Below are 21,836 nucleotides of genomic sequence, written 5' to 3'. Positions count from 1 at the left end.
TTGCCCCCTCCTACCGGTGCGAGTGGCGTAAACCCACCGAGTTGCGACTGGGAGTCGTTCCGGAAATGCGCGCGGAAACGATGCGCGGAAGAAACGCAACTCCCGTCAGTCGTGACGGGCGAACGTTCGGTATTTCAGATCGTCCGAGCGGATCTCTTCGAGGATCCGCTCGACGAGGACGTCCTTCGGGCTGTGAAGCCCCGAAACGCGGTCTTCGAGGTCGTCGAAGCTCTCGAACGGCTTCCGCTTTCGCGTTTCGAGCACGTGGTTTCGCAGTTTCTTCCCGATACCGGGAAGCAGGTTCAACTGGTGGAGTCGGAGGGTGATCGGTTGGGCGTCGTTGTAGAAGTCCACGAACCGCCTCTCGTGGCGGTCGACGATGTCCGCGACCGCATGTTCGAGTTCCGACTGTGCGGCGGAGGTGAGGTCCTCGTAGGGAATCTCGCGCACGTTGGTGACGTTTTCGCGCGCCTCCGGGGGTTCGATCGGAATGCTGTCGCCGATACCGACGCTCGCCTCCTGTTCGAGCGTGAGTTCGAGGAGATGGAAATCAGATTCGGTGAGGACGTAGGCGACTGGCTCTTTCTGGTATTGCGGACGGTCGTCTTCTGCCCGACCGTTCGGCAGGAAGTCGAGTACAACAGCCGACGCTTCGCTGTCAGTCTCGGATTCACTCATTGGGCTGGAATACGGCGACGAGCAACTTAAAGAATCGGTGAAGCTACTCGTACTTCGCCACGACGTTCAGTATCTCGTCCAGCTCGTCGCCCGAGAGGGTAAACCGCTCCTGTGCGTACACCGCGCGCAATTCGTCGCGGTCCTGCGGCAGGAGATCGGCGATTTTGTAGCCCGTCTGCTCGTCCACCTTTTCGAGTTCGAGCAGTTCGGCGACCAGTTCGCGGGATTCCTCGGCATCGAGGGCAGCGAACCGGTTGACGTGCTCGATGGCCCGGGAGAGGTTGTACGGCATCTCGCGGGTTTCATCCAGCGCACGTTCGCGCTCGATGTCCGCGAGGAGCTCCTTCGCCTCGGGCGTGGTGAGATACTCCTCGTCGAGCTTTTCCTTGAAGATAGTCATAGCTTACTTCTGTTCGCGGAGGTGTGCGGGCTGGGTGATGAGCGTCTTTTCCTTGCCACCGTCGTTGATGATGACCTTGTATGCTTTACCCTGCTTTCCGACGACTTCGCCCGTGCGACCGTTGAATCGCGGGTGGAAGCGTCCTTTTCGCACGCTCGGGTCGATCTTGAGGTGGACTTTCTGTCCGTTCTCGTACTGCTGGACTGCACGCTGTGGTGGCGAGGTGCCACGGTCGCGGGGGTTGTTCGACAGTTTTTCTCGGGTGGTGTTGTACGGTCCGTTCGAGCTCGGCATAGTCGTATGACGCTCTTGTTCAGTGACGGTTATAAAAGATACGTTCCTCGTCGGGGAAAACCGCTTCCCCGTGCCGATCGTTCACACTCGTTTTCGGCTCGTCGTTTCGGCGTCACAGTTCGGGGTCTCAGTTCGAAGTCACCAGCGATGATGAACCGCGTCGGCCACGTGTGCTTCGTAAATCTCGTTCGTGCGCTCCCGCTCCTCGGCGGTGAGCGGCGGGAGGGATGCGGCGATGACGTTCTCCCGAATGTGGTTCGGACTGGTCGACCCCGGAATGACGGTCGAAACCGCGTCGTGGTCGAGTATCCAGCGGAGCGAGAACTGTGCCATCGTCGCGTCCTCGGGCACCAACCGTTCGAGTTCGTCCACCGCTTCGAGCCCCCGTTCGTACGGAACACCCGCGAACGTCTCTCCGCGGTCGAACGCCTCTCCCTCGCGGTTGAAGTTTCGGTGGTCGTTCTCCGGGAACTCCGTTTCCTTCGAGAGCTGTCCGGTCAGCAGGCCGGACGCAAGGGGCACGCGGACGATTACGCCGATGTCGCGTCGGCGCGCTTCCTCGAAGAACAGCTCCGCCGGGCGCTGACGGAACGGGTTGAAGATTATCTGGACCGTCTCGACATCCGGGTATTCGATGGCTTTCAGACCCTCCTCGACGCGTTCGACGCTGACGCCGTAATGGTCGAGTTTGCCCTCCGCCTTCAGGTCGTCCAGCGCGTCGAACGTTTCCGGTCGATAGTAGACGTCCGTCGGCGGGCAGTGTAGTTGGAGCAGGTCGAGCGAATCCATATCGAGGTTGTCCCGGCTCCGGTCCACGAACTCGCGGAGATTCGATTCCGTGTATCCGGACGCCTCGTGTGGATCGAGTCGTCGCCCGGCCTTCGTCGCCACGACGGGCCGTTCGTCCGTCTCGTACTCCGCGAGCACGTCCGCGATGACGCGTTCACTCCGGCCGTCGCCGTACACGTCGGCCGTATCGAGGAACGTGATTCCAGCGTCCAGGGCGGCGCGAACCGCCTCGTGAGCGGTCTCCTCCGAGACATCCCCCCAGTCCGACCCGATGTTCCACGTTCCCATGCCGATTTCAGTTATCTCATAGCTCGTCGTTCCGAGCCTGCGTTCGTCCATACGGTTCGACACGGCTTCCCCCTACATTGTCTCTTTGTCCCATGCGTGAGACGAAAGGATAACCCTGCTCCGGTTCGTCCGCTCGCATATGACCGACAGCGACGATTTCAGGTTCGAAACGCGCTCCATCCACGCCGGACAGGAACCGGACGAGGAGACGGGTGCGCTGATGACCCCCATCTACGCTAACTCGACGTACGTGCAGGACGGCCCGGGCGACCACCGCGGCTACGAGTACTCGCGCACGGGCAACCCGACGCGCACCGACCTCGAAGACAACCTCGCCAGCCTCGAAGGCGGCGAGTACGGTCGGGCCTTCTCCAGCGGGATGGGTGCCATCAACACCGTCCTCAACCTTCTCTCCTCGGGTGACCACGTCATCGCCAGCGAGGACGTGTACGGCGGTACCCACCGCATCTTCACGCAGGTGTACGCCGACTACGACGTGGAGTTCTCCTTCGTGGACATGACCGACCCGAGCGAAGTGTCCGACGCGATGCGCGAGAACACCGAACTGTTGTGGGTCGAGACGCCGACGAACCCCCTGCTCAACGTCGTGGACATCGCCGCGATGGCCGACATCGCGGAGGACGCGGATGCGCTCTGTGCCGTGGACAACACGTTCGCCACGCCGTACCTCCAGCGCCCGCTGGAACTCGGCGCGGACGTCGTCTCACACTCCCTGACGAAGTACCTCGGCGGCCACTCCGACGTGGTCGGCGGCGCGCTGGTCACGAACGACGAGGCGCTGGACGAGAAGTTCGGCTTCTACCAGAACAGCGTCGGCGCGACCCCCGGTCCGCACGACTGTTTCCTCGTCCTGCGCGGGACGAAGACCCTCGGCGTCCGGATGGACCGCCACTGCGACAACGCCCGCGCCATCGCGGAGTGGTTGGACGACCACGAGGCGGTGGACACGGTGTACTATCCCGGTCTCGAATCGCACCCGAACCACGACCTCGCGGCCGAACAGATGAGCGACTTCGGCGGCATGGTCAGCTTCGAACTCGACGCCTCGCTCGAAGAGGCGGCCGACGTGGTCAGCGAAACCGAGGTGTTCACCCTCGCCGAGAGCCTTGGCGGCGTCGAATCGCTCATCGAGCAACCCGCGACGATGACTCACGCCGCGATCCCGAAGGAAGAGCGCTTGGCGGCCGGACTCACCGACGGCCTCATCCGCGCCAGCATCGGTATCGAACACGTCGACGACCTGAAGGCCGACCTGCAGTCGGCGTTCGACGCGGCGTTGAACTAGAGCTTTCGTCTTTTTCATCCGGAACCGAGTCGTTGAACTAGAGCTTTCGTCTTTTTCATCCGGAACCGAGTCGTTGAACTAGAGCTTTCGTCTTTTTCATCCGGAACCGAGTGCCGGAGCCCAATGATACACCACGTTGGGACCCGTCCCTTCGTGCATGGAACTCACGGATCACGTGTACGCGTTTCCACTGACGTACGACCTCGGCGACCGGGAGATGACGATATTCCCCTCCGGCGTCGAAACCGAAGACGGACTCATCCTCCTCGACGTCGGGCTACCCGGTAAAATCGACACGCTGGCCGACGCGCTCGCCGAGGATGGCTTTTCGCTGGACGACGTGGACACGCTGTTTTTGACCCATCAGGACGGGGACCACGTCGGCGGCGCGGCTGAGTTGCTCGACCGAACCGACGCCAGCGTCGTGGCATCGGTCGGCGACACACCCGCCATCGAGGGCGACGCGGAACTCGTCAAGTCGGACCGATATCCGCCAATCCACGTCGATATCGAAGTCGTGGACGGCGTCACGTTCCGCACCGAGGCCGGACCGATGCGCGTGGTCGAAACGCCGGGGCACACGCCCGGCCATCTCTCTGTCGTCCTGCCCGACGCCGACCTTCTCATCGCGGCCGACGCCACGGTCGCGGACGAAGACGGGCTTCAGGGACCGAACGAAACGTTCACCCCCGAGATGGAGACCGCCGTCGATTCTCTCGGCAAACTCGCCGCGTTCGACACCAGCGGGACGCTGTGCTATCACGGTGGGTTCGTCGAGGACGCCGATGTCGAAGCGACGTACCTGTCGCTCACGGAATAGAAACGAAAAACGAAACGAGACGCGGAATTATATTCGACCGACGTTCTGCACGTCGATGCTCTCGACGCCTTCGACGGACGAGAACGACTCCTCGACGGCTTCCGTGCCACCGGCATCGTCGGGGACGATGACCGTCGGCAGGAGCGCGATGAGGCCGAACGCGACGTCTTCGCGCTCGAAGCCGTTGATTTTCGCACCCTCAGGGAGCGAGTCTTCGAGTTTCTCTTGGAGGTCGTCCAAGTCGATTTCCGGGCTCTGCGGCATCACTTTGACTTTGGCTGCTACTTTTCCCATGGTTTACGGTCCGAGGAATGCACAGTTGGGGCATTCGTAAAGGTTGCTCTGTTTGCGGCACTTCGCACAGCGGTAGATGGTCTGCCCACAGTCAGGACATTTGAACGAGGCAGCGTTCGTGCCGGAAATGTTGATCCCGCACGAGACGCATTTTCGTGCTTGTTTTTGGGTCTGACTCATACCCCCACGTTCCGCCGCGCGACTTTTAACGCTTCCCTTTCGGGGTTCGAGACGGCGTTAGAACGCGCCCGTCTCGACGGTCGTCTCGGCGTGCAGGCTCTCTTTGACGGCGTCGTGAACCTTGCAGAGTTCGAACGCACGGTCGATGACGTCCTGTGCGGTCTCGTCGTCCGTTTCGGTCTCCCACTTGATGTCGAACGCGACGGCTTCGAGTTTGTCGTCGTCGTTCAGGTCGCCGCTCACGTCGATTTCGATCTTGCCGAGGTCGCCCGCACCGCGCTGTTCGCCACCCACGCGGAGGGCGGGAACGTAGCACGAACCGTACGCCGCGAGGAGCGTTTCGAGCGTGTCCGGCGCGTCCTCACCCGTCGCGTCGATGGTAACGGAGAAATCGCGGATGTCGTTTTCTGCGCTGTAGCCCTCTTCCGACGTGGTAGTGACTTCTGGCATTGCAGTTTCCAGGTTCGACCCAATACTCCTAAGGCTTGTTCTTCCGGCCGAGTGTGTCGGAATATGTACAACCGAGAACGATATTCGTCGCGAGTTATTGGTTCTCTCGTCGTCTGATTTTTGGATCGTACCCTTCGTTTCGCGCGCACTCCAAGATGGACTGGATGACGTCCGATTTCGCACGGGTGTATTCGGTGGTGTCGGTCGAATGGTTTTCCGCCGCTTTCCGCTTGACCTCCCCGTACTCCTCGCGTGCTTCCGGATGGTCACGGAGATACTCCCGAAGGAGGAGATATCTCGTCACGGCGTCGGAGTACCGTGGCCGGATGTGAACGTTGAACTGCTGCCCCTCGTCGTGGTTTCGCCCGAGTGAAATCCAATCGTCCGGTCTGTCCTGCTCTCCCGGAGAGTATCCCGCCTCTTGCAGTAGTTCGGCACACGTTCTTCCCTCGTCCATATCCGAAACGACCGGGCAAATGTCCACGATGGGTTTGGCGGCCAGTCCCGGCACGGAAGTACTCCCGATGTGTTCGATGCTGACGACGTGATCCCCGAGTATCTCCTCCATTCGGGTCGCTTCCCGCTCGAAGTGAACCGGCCATTCCGGATCGTACTCCACGATTTCGATACGAATGTCTTCCATGGAATTTCAGACTGGGTATCCCGAAATATTACGTCTTTGATTGTTTTGTGACTGTAGTCACTGGAGGGTAGTCCTCGAAAGCTTCCGCCACGGTTGTGCGACCGGCGGGGACTTTCTGAACTTTCATCGTAGTAGTTTCGGTTCCAAGGTCTACTGTTCAGTTTGTAGCAACCCTCAACGTACGTGAACACCTGAAAAGTAGAAAACGAAACGTCACATCCAGCGCGTCTTACTTTTCTCCGTCACCAGAGTTGGTCGGAGAGGTCGAACGTCTCGTCGCCGTCCAGAACGTGGACTTCGGCGTCGTTGCCGGTGGCCTCCACTTCGCGGACGAAGTCCTCCGGGTCCTGCTCGATGGGCGGGAACGTGTCGTAGTGCATCGGGAACGCGTAGTCGGCGTCGACCCAGTCCACCGCGACGGCGGCCTGCCACGGCCCCATGGTGAAGTGGTCGCCGATGGGAATCGCGACGGCGTCGGGTTCGAGGAACGGGCCGATGACGTCGCGCATTTCGGTCATCAGGGACGTGTCGCCGGCGTGGTAGAACGTCTCGCTGTCCTCGTCGGAGACCTGGGTCGGCTTCGTGTCGCTGATGACGAATCCGGCGGGCATGCCGCCGGAGGCTCCGTAGCCCGTGTCGAGACCGTTGGTGTGGTCGGCACGAACCATCGTGACGAACGCGTCGTCGGCTTCGAAGGTGCCGCCCATGTTCATCCCGGTGCCGTCCTCGACGCCATACTCGTCGGTGACGTAGCCGATGACCTCCGGCGTGGCGACGAAGTGTGCATCACGGAAGCGGTCGGCGTCCGCGATGTGGTCCGCGTGCCCGTGCGTGAGCAGGACGTAGTCCGGGTCGAGTTCCTCCGGATCGGTGTCCGTCTTCGGGTTGTCGAAGAACGGGTCGATGAGGAGTTCCGTGTCGTCAACGGTAACGTGCCATGTCGAGTGTCCGTACCAAGTGAGTTCCATGGTGTGTGGTAGGATTGTGCCTGAGCAGTCTTAAAAGATGTTGGCGACGAATGGGGTGTTCCGATCGGACGCCGTCCTGTATTCACTGCGGAACGACGGTAGATAGCACGTCGACGGACGACCGAAAAAAGACTCGAATCCGTGCGCCGATTACAACCAGCGCTGAATGAGCGAGGTGATGCCGAGGTTCTTCTTCGCCATGATGACGATGTTCTCCGAGCGCCGAGCGATCTCTTCGGGCACTGCGCCGAAGACGATCTGTTCGAGGAGCCCTTCCCGCGTCGCACCGATCACCGTGAGGTCGAAGTCGGCCGAATGCTCCAAGATCGCATTCGAAACGTCGTCGCTCTCGATGACTGCGGTCTCGACTTCGCCGTCAGCGTCGAACTCCTCCGCGGCCCCATTGACGAGCTCTTGAGCTTCCTGCCGGTCGCTCTCGGAGGCGTCCGGGGAGATGATGTGGAGGATTTCGACGCGAGCGTTCTCCGGTCGTGCGATCGCTTCCGCGATGGTCGTCGCGTACTCGGCGTGCGGGCCGCCCGCCATCGGCACGAGGATGGAGTCGATGTCGGAGGACGCCGATTCACCGATGCGCTCGACGAGGACGTCGGCCTGTGCATCCTGTGCGATTCGGTCGACGGTGCTCCCGAGAACGATATCCCGGCGTCGGGCTTGATCGCCGCCCTGCCAACCGAGGAGGACCGCGGTACTGTCGTGTTGGTCGATGGTGTTGAGGATGGCGTCGGCCACGTCGTGACCGATTCGAATCGTCCCGCTCACGGGGACGTCGGCGTCCTCGCCGATTTGGATGGCTCGACTGAGGACGTTCTCCTTTTCGTCGGTGACGAACTGCCGACCCTGGGAGAGCGGCGTCTGCGGCGAGACGGTGACGACGCTCGTCACCAGTATCTCGCCGTCGTTCTCGCGTGCGAGGTCGATAGCCGTCTGCATGAGTTGGTCCGCGTTCTCCGGATTAGCGATGGGGACCACGAGTTGGTAGTCACGGCGTTCGGTCGCACGATGCGAGACGACCGTCGGCGTCTCCTGTTCGAGTTTCTCCATCTCCTTCTCCTCGGAGTAGGCGTACCAGACGGCGATGCCGATGGCGAACCACGCGGCCATCGTCACCAATGCGGTGAAGCCGTCCTCCCACGGGCGGAGCCCGAGCGAAGTCAACAGGAAGGGGGTGAGCAGCAACTGGAAGACGATTCCGAGGATCGGAATCCACGGCATGAACGGAATTTCGAAGGGCCGTTCCAAGTTCGGCCGATTCCTCCGCATCGCGATAGCGGCGATGTTCACCATGGAGAACAGGAGGATGAACATGACGCTGGAGGAGGCCGCCACGCTCTCGATCGGGAGCGTGAGGGCCATTAGCATGATGATGGCTCCGGAAACCCCGATGGAGAGGTACGGCGAACGCTTCTCCTCGTGGATGTCCGAGAGTTTCGGCGGCAGGAGGTTGTCACGGGCCATCGCGAACCCGATACGGCTCGACGCATACAGCGTGGCGTTCAACGCACTCATCGTCGCGGCCAGACCGGCGACGAGCAGCAACGAGAGACCGTACGGGACGAATTGCCCGGCCGCTTGGATGATACCGAGTTCCCCGAGGTTACCGAGGATTTGCCACGTGTACACCGGTCCGCTCGCTCTGGACATGTTCGCGAGACGGAGGATGTTGTCGGTGATTTCGATACCACCGATGGAGGCGAACGCGACAAGGATGTAAATCGGAATGACGACCGCGATCGAGTAGAAGATGGCTTTCGGGATGTTCGTCCCGGGGTCCATTACCTCCTCACCGCTCTGAACGATGATGTCGTATCCCTCGAACGCGACGTAGGTGAACCCCATCGCCGCCATGATTCCGCCGATTCCGGCGGGGGCGAATCGCGGGCTGGACAGGAACTTGGTCGACCAGTCCGGCTGTTTGAACGTCGCCAGCGCGCCGAAGATGACGAAGACGCCGAGGATGATGATTTTCGCCGTCGTAATGACGATTCCGATGGTACCGGTCTCCTCCGCGCCACGATAGTTGATGTAGGCGAACAGGGCGATGACGAGACCAGCCAAGAGTCGTTCGGTCAGCCCACGGGTCAAAAACCCGAAGAAGACGAATTCGTGGCCGAGACCGGTGTAGACACTGATGAACTCGGTGAGGAACACACCGAAGGTCACTGCGTAGAGCGCACACGCAACTGCTTGCGCGAACCAGTTGGCCCATCCGGTGTAGAACCCGTACGGACTCGGCAGTGCCTCAGTCACCCAGCTGTACGCCCCGCCCGACTGTGGAAACGACGCACCGAGTTCCGCGTACGACATCGCAGTGAACGTCGCAACGACCCCGTTCAATAGGAACGCAAGCATGAGAGCAGGACCGGCGAGACCGGCGGCGAACCCGGTCAGCGCGAAGACACCCGCCCCGATCATCGCCCCGATTCCGATAAAGGTGATGTCCCACAGACTCATGTCCCGCGAGAGCTCTGTACCGACATCCCGCTGAGAGGCATTTTCGTTCGCCTCCGTCGTATTCTCAGCCATTGTTTAGTCTATCTGATGGAGTCCTTAAAAGGTTAAATAACTGGCCTTGTCTCCCGCCTCCCCTTATATAGTGAAACGGTACGAAAGGTGGTCAGCATGGGCGAGTGAAGCGGTTCGTCCTTCGATTTGGCCAACAATCTTTTACCTCGGTTCGATTGGATTTGTCTCACGCGAAGCGTGGGAAAAAGTGAGAGGGACGCTCGGAGTCCAAACGTCACGACCGTTTCGCTTGGCGATCGAACACGGGTCGTGAAACGAGGTCCGTCGCGAGTCGTTTCCGGCAACCGAACCATTTTGCGTTCCCCCTTCGACATCCCGGATATGCATCGAGTCAGATTCCGAGACCCGGCAGGGTCAGTCAGAACTGGCGAATGGCGCGACGGAAAACTCCACTTCGCGGACGACAGCTACGACCCGGAGGACGTCGACATCCTCGCCCCGAGCGAACCGACGAAAATCGTCTGTGTCGGCCTGAACTACGCGGACCACGCGGCCGAACGGGACAAGGACGTTCCCACGCGCCCGCTCCTGTTCCTCAAACCGCCGAACGCGGTCGCCTCTCACGGCGATACGGTAACACTGCTCCCCGGAAAGGGGCGCATCGACCACGAGGCCGAACTCGGCGTCGTCATCGGCGAGCAGTGTCGAAACGTCGCCGAGGAGGAGGCGATGGACGTCGTGGAAGGGTTCACGTGCGTCAACGACATCTCGAACCGCGACGACCAGGATTTGGAACAGAACTGGGTTCGTGGCAAGGCGTTCGACAACTCCTGTCCGCTCGGCCCGGTGCTGGCGACACCCGACGAAGTCCCGGACGACGCGGGCGTCCAACTCAGGGTCAACGGGGAGGTGAAACAGGATTCCTCGCGCGACCAGTTCATCTTCTCCGTGCCGGAACTCATCGCGGAAATCACGACCTACCTCACGCTCGAACCGGGCGACGTCATCATCACCGGCACGCCCGCGGGCGTTGGACCGCTGGAAGACGGTGACACGGTCGAGGTCGAAATCGAGGGAATCGGAACGCTCTCACACGACGTGCGTAGTCCGTAGAAAACGAAGACGTTTTTTCGAGCTAGTTAGAGGACGCTCCACGCCTGGACGGCGCGGTTGAACGACGAGACGTCTGCGATCCAGCGTGCCGCGATCGTCTTCTTCAGCGTCTCCGCAGCGACGGAGTTGAACGTGCTGACGGGGAAGTCGAAACCGGCGACCTTGACGCCGTGTGCGACGGCCTCGTCACCGATGGAGATGACGGTCCCCTTGTCGTCGTACGTCCACGTCTTGAGCGGTTGTCCGTAGATGGAGCGGGAGACGTTCTCGCCGACGACTTCCGCGGCCTGCCACGCGGCCTGTGCGGTCGGCGGTGCCGGGTTCTCGCCCTGGTCGATGATGGCGCAGTCCCCGAGGGCGAACACGCGCTCGTCACTGGTCTGGAAGTCCGATTCCGCGGTGACGCGGTTGTGCTGGTTGTCGAGTTCGGTGTCGTCCATCGCGTCGCGGCCGGTCACGCCGCCGGTCCAGACGAACACGTCGTAGTCGAGCGCCTCGCCCTCGTCGAACTCGATCGCGTCCTCGGTGGCCTCCGTGATCGGGTCGCCGGTCAGGATGTTGATGTCCTTTTCGAGGACGTACTTCTTCACCGTCCCCTGCAGTTCGGGGTCCATACCGGGCATGATCTCGTCCATCGCTTCGACGAGGTAGATGTCGATCGGTGCACGGTGCTTGTCGCGGTACTCGGCGATTTCGCCCGCGCTCTGGATGCCCGACAGTCCGGCCCCGCCGATGACGACCTTCGCGGGGTCGTTTCGGGACGCCGTCTTCGCGGCTTCCTTGACCTGCTCGTGGATTTCGAGCGCGTCGTCCAGGTTCTTGAGCGTGAGCGCGTTCTCGGCCATCCCGGGGATGCCGTAGAATGCGGTCTTGCTCCCGAGCGCGACGACGAGATAGTCGTAGTCGAGGTCAGCGCCCTCTTCGAGTTCGACCGTCCGGTCGTCGGTGTCGATGGCCGTGACGGTGTCCTGCACGAATCGGGTGCTCGGCGATTTTATCTCGTGGATCGGGATCGTGATCTTGTCCATCGCCCGCGGGTCACGGATGACACGGTGGGACTCGTGGAGGACGAGGTGATAGTCCTTCTCCGAGACCCACGTAATGTCAGCGTCGTCGAGTTCTTCTTCGAGTTGCTGTATCGCGCCAGCACCAGCATAGCCAGCACCGAGCACGACGACCTTCTGAGTCATACCCGGACATCTGGATTCATTCGATACAAAGGTGTTGAAACCCGCAAGCGAGTGTGTGATATTGTCTCCCTCGATTGATTTTATCGTCCAGCGACGAAACCCGACGTGTTGGTTGCAAGCTTTAAAGTCGGTCGCGCCAAACTATTCGGCACTTATGAGCAATCAAGAGTTGCGAAAGGAGGCACACGACCTCGACGTGACGGTGTGGGTCGGCAAGAGCGGACTCGATGCGGTCACCGAGGAGTTGAAAGGACAACTGCAGAACGAGAAACTCGTCAAGGTGAAATTCCTTCGGGCGGCCCGCGGCGGGACCTCGACCGACGAACTCGCGGAGAAACTGGCTGACGAGGTGAATGCCAAACTCATCGAAACACGCGGGAACACGGCGGTGTTCCACTGATGGTAAAGCCCCTCCCGTTCCTGAAAGATATGATGGAGGCGGGGTATGCGATGGCGGTGACGCAGGCGATCTACTTCGTCGTCTCGTTCGTCGTCCTCTATCTGCTCGGTCGTATCTTCGTCATTCCGGTGGTCAAACGACTGCTCGACAGACAGGGGTACGACGAGAGCGTCAAAATCCCGCTCACCAAAGTCACCCAGTTCGCGGTGCTGTTCGCTGCTGTCGGCATCGCGTTCGCCCTCGCAGACTACGGGAACATCCTGACCGCACTCGCTACCATCGCCGCCGCAGCGACGTTGGCAGTCGGCTTCGCCCTACAGGACATCATCGCCAACTTCGTCGCTGGCGTGTTCATCTTCACGGACAAACCGTTCAAGATCGGCGACTGGATCGAGTGGGACGGTGACAGTTACTCGGGTATCGTGGAGGACATCGACCTCCGCGTGACGCGCATCCGGACCTTCGACAACGAACTGTTGACCGTGCCGAACTCGGTGCTGACCGACGGTGTCATCAAGAACCCCGTCGCCAAGGACAAGCTTCGCGTCCAGTTCCTGTTCGGTATCGGCTACGACGACGACATCCACCGAGCGACCGAGATCATCCTCGAAGAAGCTCAAAAACACGACGAGATTCTGGACGACCCGGAGCCCTCCGTTCGGCTTACCGAACTCGGGGACTCCTCGGTCGGTCTCAAATCCCGCTTCTGGATTTCGGACCCGAAGCGCAGTGACTTCGTGAAAACCCGCGGGGAGTATGTCACCGCGGTCAAGGAACGCTTCGACGCGGAGGGAATCGACATCCCGTACCCGTACCGCAACCTCGCGGGCGGAATCGAGATCTCGAACCCCTCGGAGTTGGCCGTTCTATCGGAAGACTGAGACCGATTCACTTTTTATAAATTTCAACGGTCATGAAATAGTGTTGAAGTAGCTCTGGGCTTATCTGTCGGTATGAACGATAGGAGACGAGCCTTTCTCTCGACCGTCGGGTCCGTATCCGTCGGCGGTACCCTCGTTCTCGCTGGCTGTGCTGGCGATTCGAAGAACGAGGTCGCGGGAAGGACGACGTCGGACGCGGGAACGACCGAAACGACCGAGGCGAGCACGGCGACGTCCTCGACGGCGGGGGGACGGACCGTGACGACGTCCCTGATTCGGAAGGGAACGAAACAGGAAACGATCATCTACGAGATCAATTCGGGCACGTCCGGTCCGACCGCGTACGTCGAAGGCGGAATGCACGGCAACGAGGAGAGCGGTTACTGGGCCGCGGAGGACATCCGAACGTGGGACATCGACGCCGGGACGCTCATCGTCCTCCCCAAGGCGAACATCCGGGGGGTACGACACGAGCGACGGGAGTGGCCGGGCCAGATGGATTTGAACCGGCAGTTCCCCATCGATGACCCACCGAAAAATGCGCTCGCACGGGAAATTTGGGCGGCCATCGGCGACTACGACCCCGACGTGTTCATCGACCTCCACAGTTCGAAGGGGATCTTCGAACGGGAGGGTGACGACGGCGTGGGACAGAACGTACTCCGGTCGAAGCACCCGAAAATCGTCAACAGCGTCGGCAACGCCGTCAAACGGCTGAACGACGAGTACGTCACCGGCTACTCCGAGGTGTACGATTTCGTCTCCACGCCACTGACCGAGACGAAATACGCCCGCACACCGATGCTCGTCAACAAGATGCGGGCCGACCGCGATGCTCCCTCGTGTCTCTTCGAAGTCACGCAGGACGACGTAAAACCGAAAAAGCGCGCCCGCTGGACGAAGGTGTTCGTGGACAGTATGCTCGATACGTGGGGAATCCGGGCGTCGCGGATGAACGAGTAGGACGGCTTCTCAGCTCTTCGGGAAGAATGCGATATGAATGTGGACGGCCGGAGTTGCCCGGCGTTCCGAACCGGGGAATCCCTGTTGCCTCCTCCACCCCGCGATCCTACGAGCGACAGCTGTTCGATGGTCCGCTGCTCACTTCCGTGCCTGACGGATTGCCACCGACTAACTGCGCCGAGACACTCCTGCGAGTGTTCGCCGCAGACCGCTGGCCCCGCAGGACGAGGCTTCTGCGTTGGCTTCCGGGGCCCGGCTCGGTCTGACCGGACGTGTCCGGAGTTCGGTTCCCGCTCAAGACCATAGCGCGGGCGAAGAGCAGGGCCTAACTGCCCAACCTAGTCCACTTCACAGTAAACCACACCGCCTTAAGGGCCTTTCGGGTTTCGTGTTTCGTGATCCGCGGTTCCCGTTTCCCGTTTCGTGCCGAAACTTACCCGACCGTGACGATGGCCACGAGGTTCGAACAGACGACCAACAACCCGACGACGAGATAGACGAAACTCCCGAGTCGGAACGTCCGACGGGAACGGCGCGTCCATCCCGAAAGGACGATCAGGAGGACGACCGTCGCTCCCTTGAGAAGTAACAATCCGAGGAGACCCATCTCCCCCAACAGGTGTGCGACGAACGGATTCCCCTCGTTCAAACCGAGTTGAAGGCCGACGCCGGTCGTCACCACGTCGCCGAGCATCACTCCCAGCACAGCGGCTAGCAGCGGAGCGGAAACGTGTGACCACGATCGAGCGATGGCGTTCGGCAACACGGAAACACTTCCACCCTCACGTCACTTTGTTATAGGCTGACTGTCAGTCGGTAACGCGCCGCTGTCGACGACAAAGCGACCACTACAGGTTGAGTTGGAGGTTCCAAGCCTTCCTTTTGGGAGGACGAACGAAACCGTCGGCGATAGCCGTCGAGCGATCCAGACGCTTCGCGTTTCCCGATACGAAAATCTCCGTCTCGACACCATACCGAGGTATAACGCCCAGTACCACTCGAATATGGTCGAATACGCTCCCTGTTTGGGTTGGCTGCACTTCCTTGCTTGAGTCGGAAAACCCACATTACCTCGGAACGAACGGCGGTGTATGGGTCTAGGAAGCACAGCCAAGAAGCTTCAGACGGTCGCCGAAACGGCGGAGAAACTGTACACCAAACTCAACGAACTGCGCGAGCAGATACAGGATATGCGCGATACGTTGGAGACGACGAACGAGCGCGTCGAAAAGCTCGAAACCGAAAACGCACACCAGCGTGCGCTCATCGAAGCGTTGGCCCGCGAGGAGGGTATCGACGTGGACGAAGTGCTGACCGACGTCGAGTCGTCCGAATCGGGCGACGGATCGAACGACGAATCGAATGACGGGACGGACGAGACGGTCGAAGCGAGCACGTAAGGCTCGCGGGTGGACATAATAACGACTAACAGCCCTCCCGTCATTTTTTGCCGCATGACCACACATCGGGAGCCACTCGATTCGGTGCTCGACACGGTCGGGCGGACGCCGCTCGTCCGCGTTCACGCCGCTCCGGACGAAGTACCCGTATACGCGAAGTTGGAATCGTTCAACCCTGGCGCGAGCGTCAAGGACCGCATCGGGAAGTACATGATCGAGCGGATGCTCGAACGCGGCGAACTCGAACCGGGCGGAACGGTCATCGAACCGACCGCCGGGAACACCGGAATCGGGTTCGCCGTCGCGGCGGGGCAACTCGACGTGAACGCCGTGTTCGTCGTCCCCGAACGGTTCAGCAAGGAGAAACAACAGCTCATGGCCGCACTCGGTGCGGAAGTCATCAACACGCCGACGTCGGACGGCATGGGCGGTGCTATCGAACGCGCGTATCAACTCGCTGAGGAGACACCGAACGCGGTGGTCCCACAGCAGTTCGGTAACCCGCTGAACGTCGAAGCACACTACGAGACGACGGGACCGGAACTGTACGAGGCGCTGGACGGTAATATCGGTGCTGTCGTCGCCGGGTGTGGAACCGCGGGGACGCTGATGGGGATGGCGAAGTACGCCCTCGACCAGAACCCCGACACCTACGTCGCCGCCGTCGAACCCGAAGGGTCGCTGTACTCCACCACCAAGGGAGCCGACGTCCCGGAGGAGGAGTACAAAATCGAGGGGATCGGAACGCACGACACCTCGACGAACGAACTGTTCGACCCCGACCTCGTGGACGAAGTCATCCAAGTGCCCGACAAAGCCGCACACGACGAGTTGAAACGACTCGGACGAGAGGAAGGGCACCTCGTCGGTTCCTCGGCCGGTGCGGCGAGCGTCGCGGCACAGCAGGTCGCCGAAAAGATCAGGGACGGGAAAATCGACGCGCCCGCCGACACCGTCGTCACCATCTTCCCCGATTCCAGCGAGCGCTACCTCTCCAAGGGAATCTATCGGTCGTTCACGGAGTGGGACGGATAACCGGAACGCGGTTTCGATATCCTGCTCTCCGTACCGGTATATAGTGAAATTACGAAGCTACTAATCCCCGTTTGTTCTCGCATCCGACAGCGAGCAACCGACGGATATCGGTTCTCGCGGGACAATACAGCCATGTCGCAGACCAACGAGAGCGGGATTCCGCAAGTGCACAGGGAGTACCTATTGGGCGTTCGCATCGTCACGGTGGACGGGACGGACGGGAACGGGACGCAGTATCGGTTCGAAGCGCCCGACCATCGAGGAGTCCACTTCGACGATCCGGACTTGGCGGAACTGTACGCCGACGTGTACTTCGACGTGAACGGCTTCCAGGAGGAGGGAACGGGTGACCGCGGCGTTCCGCCGGAGATAATTCAGGCCGGACGCGATACGTTGGCCGCGTACTTTCTCACACAGCCATACACCGACCTGAACTGGGTCGCGTCGTTTTACGGCAAGCGGCCTCCGGAAATCGAGCGCTACATCGAAACGGTTCGAAAGCGCGCGGAGGAGATCCGTACGGGTGCGGAAGGGATGGGAATGGAGTGAGCGCACCGAACTTCCGATTCCGCGACGCTTCGCTATTTACACGCAACTCTTCTCTGATTTGATATCATATCGAACTCAATAGACGGTAATCGGTACGGGTTCCCGTGCCAACCGTTCGAGGAACTCCCCGACGGTCGAAAAATCGTGTTTCGAGCAGGAAACAGACAGTTATCCGATAGGTAAGCGTAATCCGTACATAACGCCCAGTTCGGTCGTGAGAATGCCATATCTCACATACACCTATTATAAATTTACATGTATCTCCTATTGAAAACCACCGCTTGCATGGTCGAGTTCACCCGACGCAAACTGATGGCCACGTCCGCCGCTGCCGCCTTGGGAGCGAGCGTTTCACCACAAGCGATAGCGATCGAGAGCACCGAACCGCCCGAGGACGACGACACGCCGAAAGCACCCTACGTGAAGGGGAGCCTCAAGCGCTTCTCCTCGACCGCGTTCGGCGCGGAAGTGACCGGGCCGTTCGTGTTCGACGACGGAACGCCGATGTTCAGCCTCCAGCACCCGAGCCGCGACAACCCCGCACCGTACAACAGGTCCGGGATGGGATACTTCAAGGGGTTCCAGTTCTCGATGGACGGAACCAACGACGACTTTTCCGAGCTATCCACGCCGCAGACGAACGAAGAACAAGGAACTATTCGCGGTGCGGACGGGGAGTTCACCTTCATCGCACAGGAAGAGGACCGGATCAACGGTGGAAGCGAACGCCTCGGCGTCTCACAGACCCCCGACGGATGGGACATCACCCAGGAGAAATTCGCCGGGACGCAGTACGGAGATACCGCATCGAACCCGGACTGCAACCAGTTCATCCCGACGAACGAGGACGGAACTGAGGGTTACCTGTTCACGAACTGGGAGAACAGCCCCGGAAACGTCTCCCGTATTCCGCTCAGCCGGGGCGAGAACGGGGAATGGGACGCAGACCTCGAAAACGCCATCAACCTCGCGAACACCGAGCAGTTGCGCGAATTGGGTGGAACGCGAATCAACTGTTACGGGGACACCTCCCCATGGAACACGATGATATCCGCGGAGGAAAACTACGCACAGCCCCGTGTTTCCCTGACCGCCACGGTGGGTGACATCGTGGAGAAGGGCACCGGAACAAACCTCATCGGTGGCTGCCAATTCTGGAACCGACCGAACCCGAACGGGATTCAGGAAGCCATCGACGACTACTACGGCGACGAATCGTGGGGCGTCCAAGGATACTGGGCGTTGACCGGACTCGAATTCCTCGCGTACTATCTCGGCGCGGAGCGCGTCGATCAGACCTCGCTCGCGGTGGACGAATCCTCCGACGGGAAGAACACGATGACTCCCATCGGGGACGTCTACCCGAACCCGTACCGCTACGGCTACTTCGTGGATTATCGCGATCCGGCGGACGAAACGCCACAGCCGATCAAATACTACGTGATGGGCCGCGCCTCGTGGGAATGTCCGGACATCCAGAGCGACAAACGGACGGTGTACGGCTGTTCGGACGGCGACAGCAAGGGGATTTACAAGTTCGTCGCCGACGAGGAAATCGACGGCTACTGCGACCCGATGAACGTCGCAGGCACGCTGTACGCGCCGAAAGTGACCAACGCGGACGCCGCGAAGAAGAACCCACCAGCCGACGTGAACCTCGAATTCGAATGGCTGGAACTGGGTCACGCCGCCAACTACGAAGTCGAGAAGTGGATCGCCGAGTACGACGACGTCACGCAGGTCGATTACCTCGAAACCCACGCCGACACCGACTGGGAGGATGACCTCGACACGGCGCTCGAAGAGGCGGACAAAGCGGTCGTCGAGGACGGCAACCGGAACTACATCACGAACGAGGAAATCGTCGAGTGGGCGAAACAGTACGAGAGCGACGGGCCGGACGGTGTGGACGACGACCTTCGAAAGGTTCCGTTCCTCGAAACCCGCGCCGCCGCCAAGGAGATCGGCGCGACCATCGAGTTCAACAAAGCCGAAGGTGTCGACAGCAAGGACGGCGCGAAACCCGGCGACTACGTCTACTTCGCCATCTCCGCGCTCAACGACGCCCTCGCGGACACGCTGGGCGACATCCGACTGGACCGCGTCGACGGCGGCGTCGTCTACCGTGCCGAACTCGAAGACGACTACAACGTCTCGACGCTCGAACCCGTCATCGTCGGCCCGGACGCCAGCGACCCGGCGAACATCGCCGACGACGCCCTCATCAACGTGGACAACGTCAACGTGATGGACGACGGTCGCGTGCTCTGCTGTGAGGACGCGGATAAGTTCGGCCGGTCGTACAGCAACGACTGTCTGTACGTCTACGAACCAGCGGAGTAAGGCGAGGGAGTTCCGAAGAGCAGGGCGAGGGAGTTCCCCCGTTTTATGCCCTCAGCCGACCGTGTTCGACCTTCATACAACGGTCCTGGACGACCCGTTTTCCGGCGTCCTCCGCCCGTTTTGCCGCTTCGTCGTCACGGATTCCGAGTTGCAACCACACGGTGTCCACGTCGTCCCGTTCGAGGACTGCATCGACGATGTCCGGTACCTCTTCGCTCGGTCGGAACACGTCCACGATGTCTATCTCCTCGTCCACGTCGGCGAGCGAGTCGGCCGCTTCACGGCCGAAAATCTCGTCCGCGAACGGGTTGACGGGAATCACGTCGTAACCGTGATTCCGGAGGTATTTCGGTATCTCGTGGGCGTCCTTGCCGGGCGTCGAGGAACAACCGACGACCGCAACGGTGTCGAGTTCGAGGACGTCTCGAAGTTCGTCATCTCGTTCGATAGGCATGGGGGAACCGACGTGACGGGCGCGCAAAAGGATTCGCTCTTCTATAGTCGCTGCCAGTCGGTCGTCGGACCGATGCCTTTTATTCGGACTTCCGATTCGTTGTCGTCCGCTTCACGGATCTCGATCTCGCCGTCGAACAGTTGCCGAAGTGTGCTCATCGTCTTCGCGTCGTGTGCCGACGAGTCGATGACGAACAGTCCGAGCGCTTCCGCACTCTGTACGCGGCCGGTAAAGACGTGCAAAAACCGAAAGACAGTCTGTAGATTCGAGTACATCAGCAGCGTCGAAAGCGAATCGAACGCGATTCGGTTCGACCGGACACCCGAATCGTAAAATCGCTGGAGGAGCTCCGAGAGTTTGATTCCGATGCCCGTCATGTCCACGGGAGAGGATGCGAACTCGATGCCATCTACGCGCCCCGGATTCATTCCTTGCTGCTTCGAAACGCAGTCTACGATACCGATCGGAGCGTCACCATCGGTGCGACGCGATTCGTACTCCGATAGCACCTGCTTGCCGGTGTTCTTCGTCGTCACGATGATCGTGCCACTGTCATCTCCATGTGCAAGTACATCGAACGTGAGACGCCGCTTTCCGGTCATCGGTGGACCAGCAACGAGTAGGTTCGTCCCCGGGTTGACCTCCATTCCCGAGAACGTCTCTCCTAAATTGTACATGATGGTTCCTCAGTGTACAGGGTCACACCCACTGGACTGACAGCGAACGACGGAGGAGGCAAACGGGTGCCGGTTTTCTCCCCCGGTTTCATCTGGAATTAATATATTGGGTTCTACTTATATTCTTTTTGATTGCTATCTGAAACGGTAGGAACGCTCAAAAGAGAACGGCAATTCGACCGACGACGAACGCCACTGCAGCGAGAAACATCCCGTACTTCAAGTGATTTTGCCCGGCTGTCGGATCTCCGAAACTTTCGGCGGCCGCATAGAGCATGACCGCATCGGCCGGGAGGACGACGGCGAGATACGGAAGCCCGAACACCCCCCACAGGTACGGAAGTGGACTGGCGAGCACGGCGACGACGAGCAATATCGTTCCGAAGATCGTCGCGGGTCGCGCGCCGATGGCCAGCGGAAGCGTGTTCAACCCCTCTTCACGGTCGCCGTCCATGTCCTCCACGTCTTTGATGATTTCGCGCGTGAACGTCGAGAGCGCGGCGAGCAGGAAGAGGATGGCCGCGGTCCGGATCCCGTCCACCGGAATCGCGGTGCTCCCGGCGTCGGCCGCGACTGCGGCGCTCCCGAAGAGAAAAGTACTGCCACCGAGATAGGCGACGACCGCGTTTCCGACGCCCGGCAACCCCTTGAACAGTTTCGTGTACGCGACGAGCGCGACGAGGTTCAACGCCGCGATGGCGATGGCGAACACCGGGAGCAAGAGCGCCGCGGCGACGGCCCCGACGAACAGGACGATGCTGAAGAGCAGCGTTCCTTTCGGGGACACCGCCCCCCGTGGAATCGGTCGGTCCGGCGCGTTGATGCGGTCGATATCCCGGTCGAAGTAGTCGTTGATGGCGTTGCCCGCGCCGGTCGCCAACCACGTCGCTACCACGGCCGCGACTACCTGCACCGGCTGTGAATCGGTGAACACGCCGCCCGCCACGAACGCCCCGATGAACGTGAGCATTCCCGCGGCGAACGTGTTGCCCGGACGTGTGAGTTCGAACAGTCCCTTCGCACGTCCGTCTGTACTCATACGGCGACGTACTCGGGCGACGCGGTATAAATGGTCGGAATGTGATTTCCACGAGACGAAACCACGACGTTTAAAAAGTAGGGGGCAGTACGATTGAACACGGGCGCTTAGCTCAGTCTGGACAGAGTGCTTGGCTTCGGACCAAGTTGCCGCGGGTTCAAATCCTGCAGCGCCCATCATTCTGCGAGGAACGAAGTG

25 protein-coding genes, 1 tRNA gene and 1 other RNA gene are annotated in these 21,836 nt (G+C 60.6%); 11 read left to right on the top strand and 16 right to left on the bottom strand.

Going from position 1 to position 21,836, the window contains the following annotated elements; genetic code table 11:
• Nucleotides 1-105: 105 nt before the first annotated feature.
• The 4 genes from NKF25_RS18035 to NKF25_RS18020 form a co-directional block, all read right to left on the bottom strand.
• The gene (locus NKF25_RS18035; protein WP_253228038.1) at nucleotides 106-678 is read right to left on the bottom strand and encodes a DUF655 domain-containing protein; all 573 of its coding nucleotides are present in this window, start codon (nucleotides 676-678) and stop codon (nucleotides 106-108) included.
• 43 nt (nucleotides 679-721) lie between these two features.
• Nucleotides 722-1,078, bottom strand: coding sequence for an RNA polymerase Rpb4 family protein (locus NKF25_RS18030; protein ID WP_066142875.1), 357 nt, complete (start codon nucleotides 1,076-1,078; stop codon nucleotides 722-724).
• 3 nt (nucleotides 1,079-1,081) lie between these two features.
• Nucleotides 1,082-1,372: a 50S ribosomal protein L21e gene (locus NKF25_RS18025; protein ID WP_066142872.1), complete on the bottom strand. Its 291-nt coding sequence runs from the start codon at nucleotides 1,370-1,372 to the stop codon at nucleotides 1,082-1,084.
• A gap of 138 nt (nucleotides 1,373-1,510) precedes the next feature.
• Entirely contained in the window at nucleotides 1,511-2,500 is a 990-nt protein-coding gene (locus NKF25_RS18020) for an aldo/keto reductase (RefSeq protein ID WP_253228037.1), read from the bottom strand.
• Between the two features lie 88 nt (nucleotides 2,501-2,588).
• On the opposite strand from NKF25_RS18020, the gene NKF25_RS18015 reads away from it, so the two are divergent.
• Both NKF25_RS18015 and NKF25_RS18010 read left to right on the top strand, forming a co-directional pair.
• Entirely contained in the window at nucleotides 2,589-3,755 is a 1,167-nt protein-coding gene (locus NKF25_RS18015; RefSeq protein WP_253228036.1) for a cystathionine gamma-synthase, read from the top strand.
• A 157-nt stretch (nucleotides 3,756-3,912) separates the two neighbouring features.
• A complete protein-coding gene (locus NKF25_RS18010; protein ID WP_253228035.1) occupies nucleotides 3,913-4,575 on the top strand; it encodes an MBL fold metallo-hydrolase in 663 nt (220 codons plus the stop codon).
• 27 nt (nucleotides 4,576-4,602) lie between these two features.
• On the opposite strand, the gene NKF25_RS18005 is transcribed toward NKF25_RS18010, so the two are convergent.
• The 6 genes from NKF25_RS18005 to NKF25_RS17980 form a co-directional block, all read right to left on the bottom strand.
• A complete protein-coding gene (locus NKF25_RS18005; protein WP_066142863.1) occupies nucleotides 4,603-4,869 on the bottom strand; it encodes an elongation factor 1-beta in 267 nt (88 codons plus the stop codon).
• Nucleotides 4,870-4,872: 3 nt separating this feature from the next.
• Nucleotides 4,873-5,049: an HVO_2753 family zinc finger protein gene (locus tag NKF25_RS18000; protein WP_082837777.1), complete on the bottom strand. Its 177-nt coding sequence runs from the start codon at nucleotides 5,047-5,049 to the stop codon at nucleotides 4,873-4,875.
• A 57-nt stretch (nucleotides 5,050-5,106) separates the two neighbouring features.
• Nucleotides 5,107-5,499, bottom strand: coding sequence for an OsmC family protein (locus NKF25_RS17995; protein ID WP_253228034.1), 393 nt, complete (start codon nucleotides 5,497-5,499; stop codon nucleotides 5,107-5,109).
• Between the two features lie 94 nt (nucleotides 5,500-5,593).
• Nucleotides 5,594-6,142, bottom strand: coding sequence for a GrpB family protein (locus NKF25_RS17990; protein WP_253228033.1), 549 nt, complete (start codon nucleotides 6,140-6,142; stop codon nucleotides 5,594-5,596).
• Nucleotides 6,143-6,384: 242 nt separating this feature from the next.
• A complete protein-coding gene (locus tag NKF25_RS17985; protein ID WP_253228032.1) occupies nucleotides 6,385-7,110 on the bottom strand; it encodes a metal-dependent hydrolase in 726 nt (241 codons plus the stop codon).
• A 150-nt stretch (nucleotides 7,111-7,260) separates the two neighbouring features.
• Nucleotides 7,261-9,654 (bottom strand): amino acid permease, encoded by a 2,394-nt coding sequence (locus tag NKF25_RS17980; RefSeq protein WP_253228031.1) that lies wholly within the window; start codon nucleotides 9,652-9,654, stop codon nucleotides 7,261-7,263.
• A gap of 321 nt (nucleotides 9,655-9,975) precedes the next feature.
• Here NKF25_RS17980 and NKF25_RS17975 point away from each other — a divergent pair, with 321 nt between their 5' ends.
• Nucleotides 9,976-10,707 (top strand): fumarylacetoacetate hydrolase family protein, encoded by a 732-nt coding sequence (locus NKF25_RS17975; protein WP_253228030.1) that lies wholly within the window; start codon nucleotides 9,976-9,978, stop codon nucleotides 10,705-10,707.
• A gap of 26 nt (nucleotides 10,708-10,733) precedes the next feature.
• On the opposite strand, the gene NKF25_RS17970 is transcribed toward NKF25_RS17975, so the two are convergent.
• Complete coding sequence (locus tag NKF25_RS17970; RefSeq protein WP_253228029.1) at nucleotides 10,734-11,897, bottom strand: NAD(P)/FAD-dependent oxidoreductase; 1,164 nt, start codon at nucleotides 11,895-11,897, stop codon at nucleotides 10,734-10,736.
• 154 nt (nucleotides 11,898-12,051) lie between these two features.
• On the opposite strand from NKF25_RS17970, the gene NKF25_RS17965 reads away from it, so the two are divergent.
• From NKF25_RS17965 to NKF25_RS17955, 3 genes are all read left to right on the top strand, one after another.
• On the top strand, nucleotides 12,052-12,297 hold the full coding sequence (locus NKF25_RS17965) for a YhbY family RNA-binding protein (protein ID WP_253228028.1): 246 nt from the start codon (nucleotides 12,052-12,054) through the stop codon (nucleotides 12,295-12,297).
• Nucleotides 12,297-13,178: a mechanosensitive ion channel family protein gene (locus NKF25_RS17960; RefSeq protein WP_253228027.1), complete on the top strand. Its 882-nt coding sequence runs from the start codon at nucleotides 12,297-12,299 to the stop codon at nucleotides 13,176-13,178. Before NKF25_RS17965 ends, NKF25_RS17960 begins: the two co-directional genes overlap by 1 nt.
• 72 nt (nucleotides 13,179-13,250) lie before the next feature.
• Entirely contained in the window at nucleotides 13,251-14,141 is an 891-nt protein-coding gene (locus tag NKF25_RS17955; protein ID WP_253228026.1) for a succinylglutamate desuccinylase/aspartoacylase family protein, read from the top strand.
• Nucleotides 14,142-14,178: 37 nt separating this feature from the next.
• Here NKF25_RS17955 and ffs read toward each other — a convergent pair.
• Nucleotides 14,179-14,490, bottom strand: an RNA gene (ffs, locus tag NKF25_RS17950) — signal recognition particle sRNA.
• Between the two features lie 84 nt (nucleotides 14,491-14,574).
• Complete coding sequence (locus NKF25_RS17945; RefSeq protein ID WP_253228025.1) at nucleotides 14,575-14,907, bottom strand: DUF5658 family protein; 333 nt, start codon at nucleotides 14,905-14,907, stop codon at nucleotides 14,575-14,577.
• A gap of 325 nt (nucleotides 14,908-15,232) precedes the next feature.
• Between NKF25_RS17945 and NKF25_RS17940 the strand changes: the two genes are divergently transcribed.
• The 4 genes from NKF25_RS17940 to NKF25_RS17925 all read left to right on the top strand — a co-directional run bounded on the left by NKF25_RS17940 (nucleotide 15,233) and on the right by NKF25_RS17925 (nucleotide 19,468).
• Nucleotides 15,233-15,541 (top strand): DUF5798 family protein, encoded by a 309-nt coding sequence (locus NKF25_RS17940; RefSeq protein WP_253228024.1) that lies wholly within the window; start codon nucleotides 15,233-15,235, stop codon nucleotides 15,539-15,541.
• Between the two features lie 54 nt (nucleotides 15,542-15,595).
• The gene (locus tag NKF25_RS17935; protein ID WP_253228023.1) at nucleotides 15,596-16,576 is read left to right on the top strand and encodes a PLP-dependent cysteine synthase family protein; all 981 of its coding nucleotides are present in this window, start codon (nucleotides 15,596-15,598) and stop codon (nucleotides 16,574-16,576) included.
• Between the two features lie 132 nt (nucleotides 16,577-16,708).
• Nucleotides 16,709-17,125, top strand: coding sequence for a hypothetical protein (locus NKF25_RS17930; protein WP_253228022.1), 417 nt, complete (start codon nucleotides 16,709-16,711; stop codon nucleotides 17,123-17,125).
• A gap of 285 nt (nucleotides 17,126-17,410) precedes the next feature.
• Entirely contained in the window at nucleotides 17,411-19,468 is a 2,058-nt protein-coding gene (locus NKF25_RS17925; protein ID WP_253228021.1) for an alkaline phosphatase PhoX, read from the top strand.
• A 43-nt stretch (nucleotides 19,469-19,511) separates the two neighbouring features.
• Here NKF25_RS17925 and NKF25_RS17920 read toward each other — a convergent pair whose 3' ends face one another.
• From NKF25_RS17920 to NKF25_RS17910, 3 genes are all read right to left on the bottom strand, one after another.
• Entirely contained in the window at nucleotides 19,512-19,922 is a 411-nt protein-coding gene (locus tag NKF25_RS17920) for a CoA-binding protein (protein ID WP_253228020.1), read from the bottom strand.
• 41 nt (nucleotides 19,923-19,963) lie between these two features.
• Complete coding sequence (locus tag NKF25_RS17915) at nucleotides 19,964-20,599, bottom strand: recombinase RecA (protein ID WP_253228019.1); 636 nt, start codon at nucleotides 20,597-20,599, stop codon at nucleotides 19,964-19,966.
• A gap of 157 nt (nucleotides 20,600-20,756) precedes the next feature.
• Nucleotides 20,757-21,638 (bottom strand): geranylgeranylglycerol-phosphate geranylgeranyltransferase, encoded by an 882-nt coding sequence (locus NKF25_RS17910; protein WP_253228018.1) that lies wholly within the window; start codon nucleotides 21,636-21,638, stop codon nucleotides 20,757-20,759.
• A 101-nt stretch (nucleotides 21,639-21,739) separates the two neighbouring features.
• Here NKF25_RS17910 and NKF25_RS17905 point away from each other — a divergent pair.
• A tRNA-Arg gene (locus NKF25_RS17905) sits at nucleotides 21,740-21,814 on the top strand.
• Nucleotides 21,815-21,836 lie beyond the last annotated feature (22 nt).

Source organism: Haladaptatus sp. AB643 (assembly GCF_024136975.1).
Taxonomy (GTDB): domain Archaea; phylum Halobacteriota; class Halobacteria; order Halobacteriales; family Haladaptataceae; genus Haladaptatus.
This window is presented reverse-complemented; position numbering and strand designations above follow the sequence as displayed.

What these genes read in the sequence shown, in the direction of transcription:
- NKF25_RS18035 (WP_253228038.1), bottom strand. Translation starts at nt 678, where the DNA reads ATGAGTGAATCCGAGACTGACAGCGAAGCGTCGGCTGTTGTACTCGAC.
- NKF25_RS18030 (WP_066142875.1), bottom strand. Translation starts at nt 1,078, where the DNA reads ATGACTATCTTCAAGGAAAAGCTCGACGAGGAGTATCTCACCACGCCC.
- NKF25_RS18025 (WP_066142872.1), bottom strand. Translation starts at nt 1,372, where the DNA reads ATGCCGAGCTCGAACGGACCGTACAACACCACCCGAGAAAAACTGTCG.
- NKF25_RS18020 (WP_253228037.1), bottom strand. Translation starts at nt 2,500, where the DNA reads ATGGACGAACGCAGGCTCGGAACGACGAGCTATGAGATAACTGAAATC.
- NKF25_RS18015 (WP_253228036.1), top strand. Translation starts at nt 2,589, where the DNA reads ATGACCGACAGCGACGATTTCAGGTTCGAAACGCGCTCCATCCACGCC.
- NKF25_RS18010 (WP_253228035.1), top strand. Translation starts at nt 3,913, where the DNA reads ATGGAACTCACGGATCACGTGTACGCGTTTCCACTGACGTACGACCTC.
- NKF25_RS18005 (WP_066142863.1), bottom strand. Translation starts at nt 4,869, where the DNA reads ATGGGAAAAGTAGCAGCCAAAGTCAAAGTGATGCCGCAGAGCCCGGAA.
- NKF25_RS18000 (WP_082837777.1), bottom strand. Translation starts at nt 5,049, where the DNA reads ATGAGTCAGACCCAAAAACAAGCACGAAAATGCGTCTCGTGCGGGATC.
- NKF25_RS17995 (WP_253228034.1), bottom strand. Translation starts at nt 5,499, where the DNA reads ATGCCAGAAGTCACTACCACGTCGGAAGAGGGCTACAGCGCAGAAAAC.
- NKF25_RS17990 (WP_253228033.1), bottom strand. Translation starts at nt 6,142, where the DNA reads ATGGAAGACATTCGTATCGAAATCGTGGAGTACGATCCGGAATGGCCG.
- NKF25_RS17985 (WP_253228032.1), bottom strand. Translation starts at nt 7,110, where the DNA reads ATGGAACTCACTTGGTACGGACACTCGACATGGCACGTTACCGTTGAC.
- NKF25_RS17980 (WP_253228031.1), bottom strand. Translation starts at nt 9,654, where the DNA reads ATGGCTGAGAATACGACGGAGGCGAACGAAAATGCCTCTCAGCGGGAT.
- NKF25_RS17975 (WP_253228030.1), top strand. Translation starts at nt 9,976, where the DNA reads ATGCATCGAGTCAGATTCCGAGACCCGGCAGGGTCAGTCAGAACTGGC.
- NKF25_RS17970 (WP_253228029.1), bottom strand. Translation starts at nt 11,897, where the DNA reads ATGACTCAGAAGGTCGTCGTGCTCGGTGCTGGCTATGCTGGTGCTGGC.
- NKF25_RS17965 (WP_253228028.1), top strand. Translation starts at nt 12,052, where the DNA reads ATGAGCAATCAAGAGTTGCGAAAGGAGGCACACGACCTCGACGTGACG.
- NKF25_RS17960 (WP_253228027.1), top strand. Translation starts at nt 12,297, where the DNA reads ATGGTAAAGCCCCTCCCGTTCCTGAAAGATATGATGGAGGCGGGGTAT.
- NKF25_RS17955 (WP_253228026.1), top strand. Translation starts at nt 13,251, where the DNA reads ATGAACGATAGGAGACGAGCCTTTCTCTCGACCGTCGGGTCCGTATCC.
- NKF25_RS17940 (WP_253228024.1), top strand. Translation starts at nt 15,233, where the DNA reads ATGGGTCTAGGAAGCACAGCCAAGAAGCTTCAGACGGTCGCCGAAACG.
- NKF25_RS17935 (WP_253228023.1), top strand. Translation starts at nt 15,596, where the DNA reads ATGACCACACATCGGGAGCCACTCGATTCGGTGCTCGACACGGTCGGG.
- NKF25_RS17930 (WP_253228022.1), top strand. Translation starts at nt 16,709, where the DNA reads ATGTCGCAGACCAACGAGAGCGGGATTCCGCAAGTGCACAGGGAGTAC.
- NKF25_RS17925 (WP_253228021.1), top strand. Translation starts at nt 17,411, where the DNA reads ATGGTCGAGTTCACCCGACGCAAACTGATGGCCACGTCCGCCGCTGCC.
- NKF25_RS17920 (WP_253228020.1), bottom strand. Translation starts at nt 19,922, where the DNA reads ATGCCTATCGAACGAGATGACGAACTTCGAGACGTCCTCGAACTCGAC.
- NKF25_RS17915 (WP_253228019.1), bottom strand. Translation starts at nt 20,599, where the DNA reads ATGTACAATTTAGGAGAGACGTTCTCGGGAATGGAGGTCAACCCGGGG.
- NKF25_RS17910 (WP_253228018.1), bottom strand. Translation starts at nt 21,638, where the DNA reads ATGAGTACAGACGGACGTGCGAAGGGACTGTTCGAACTCACACGTCCG.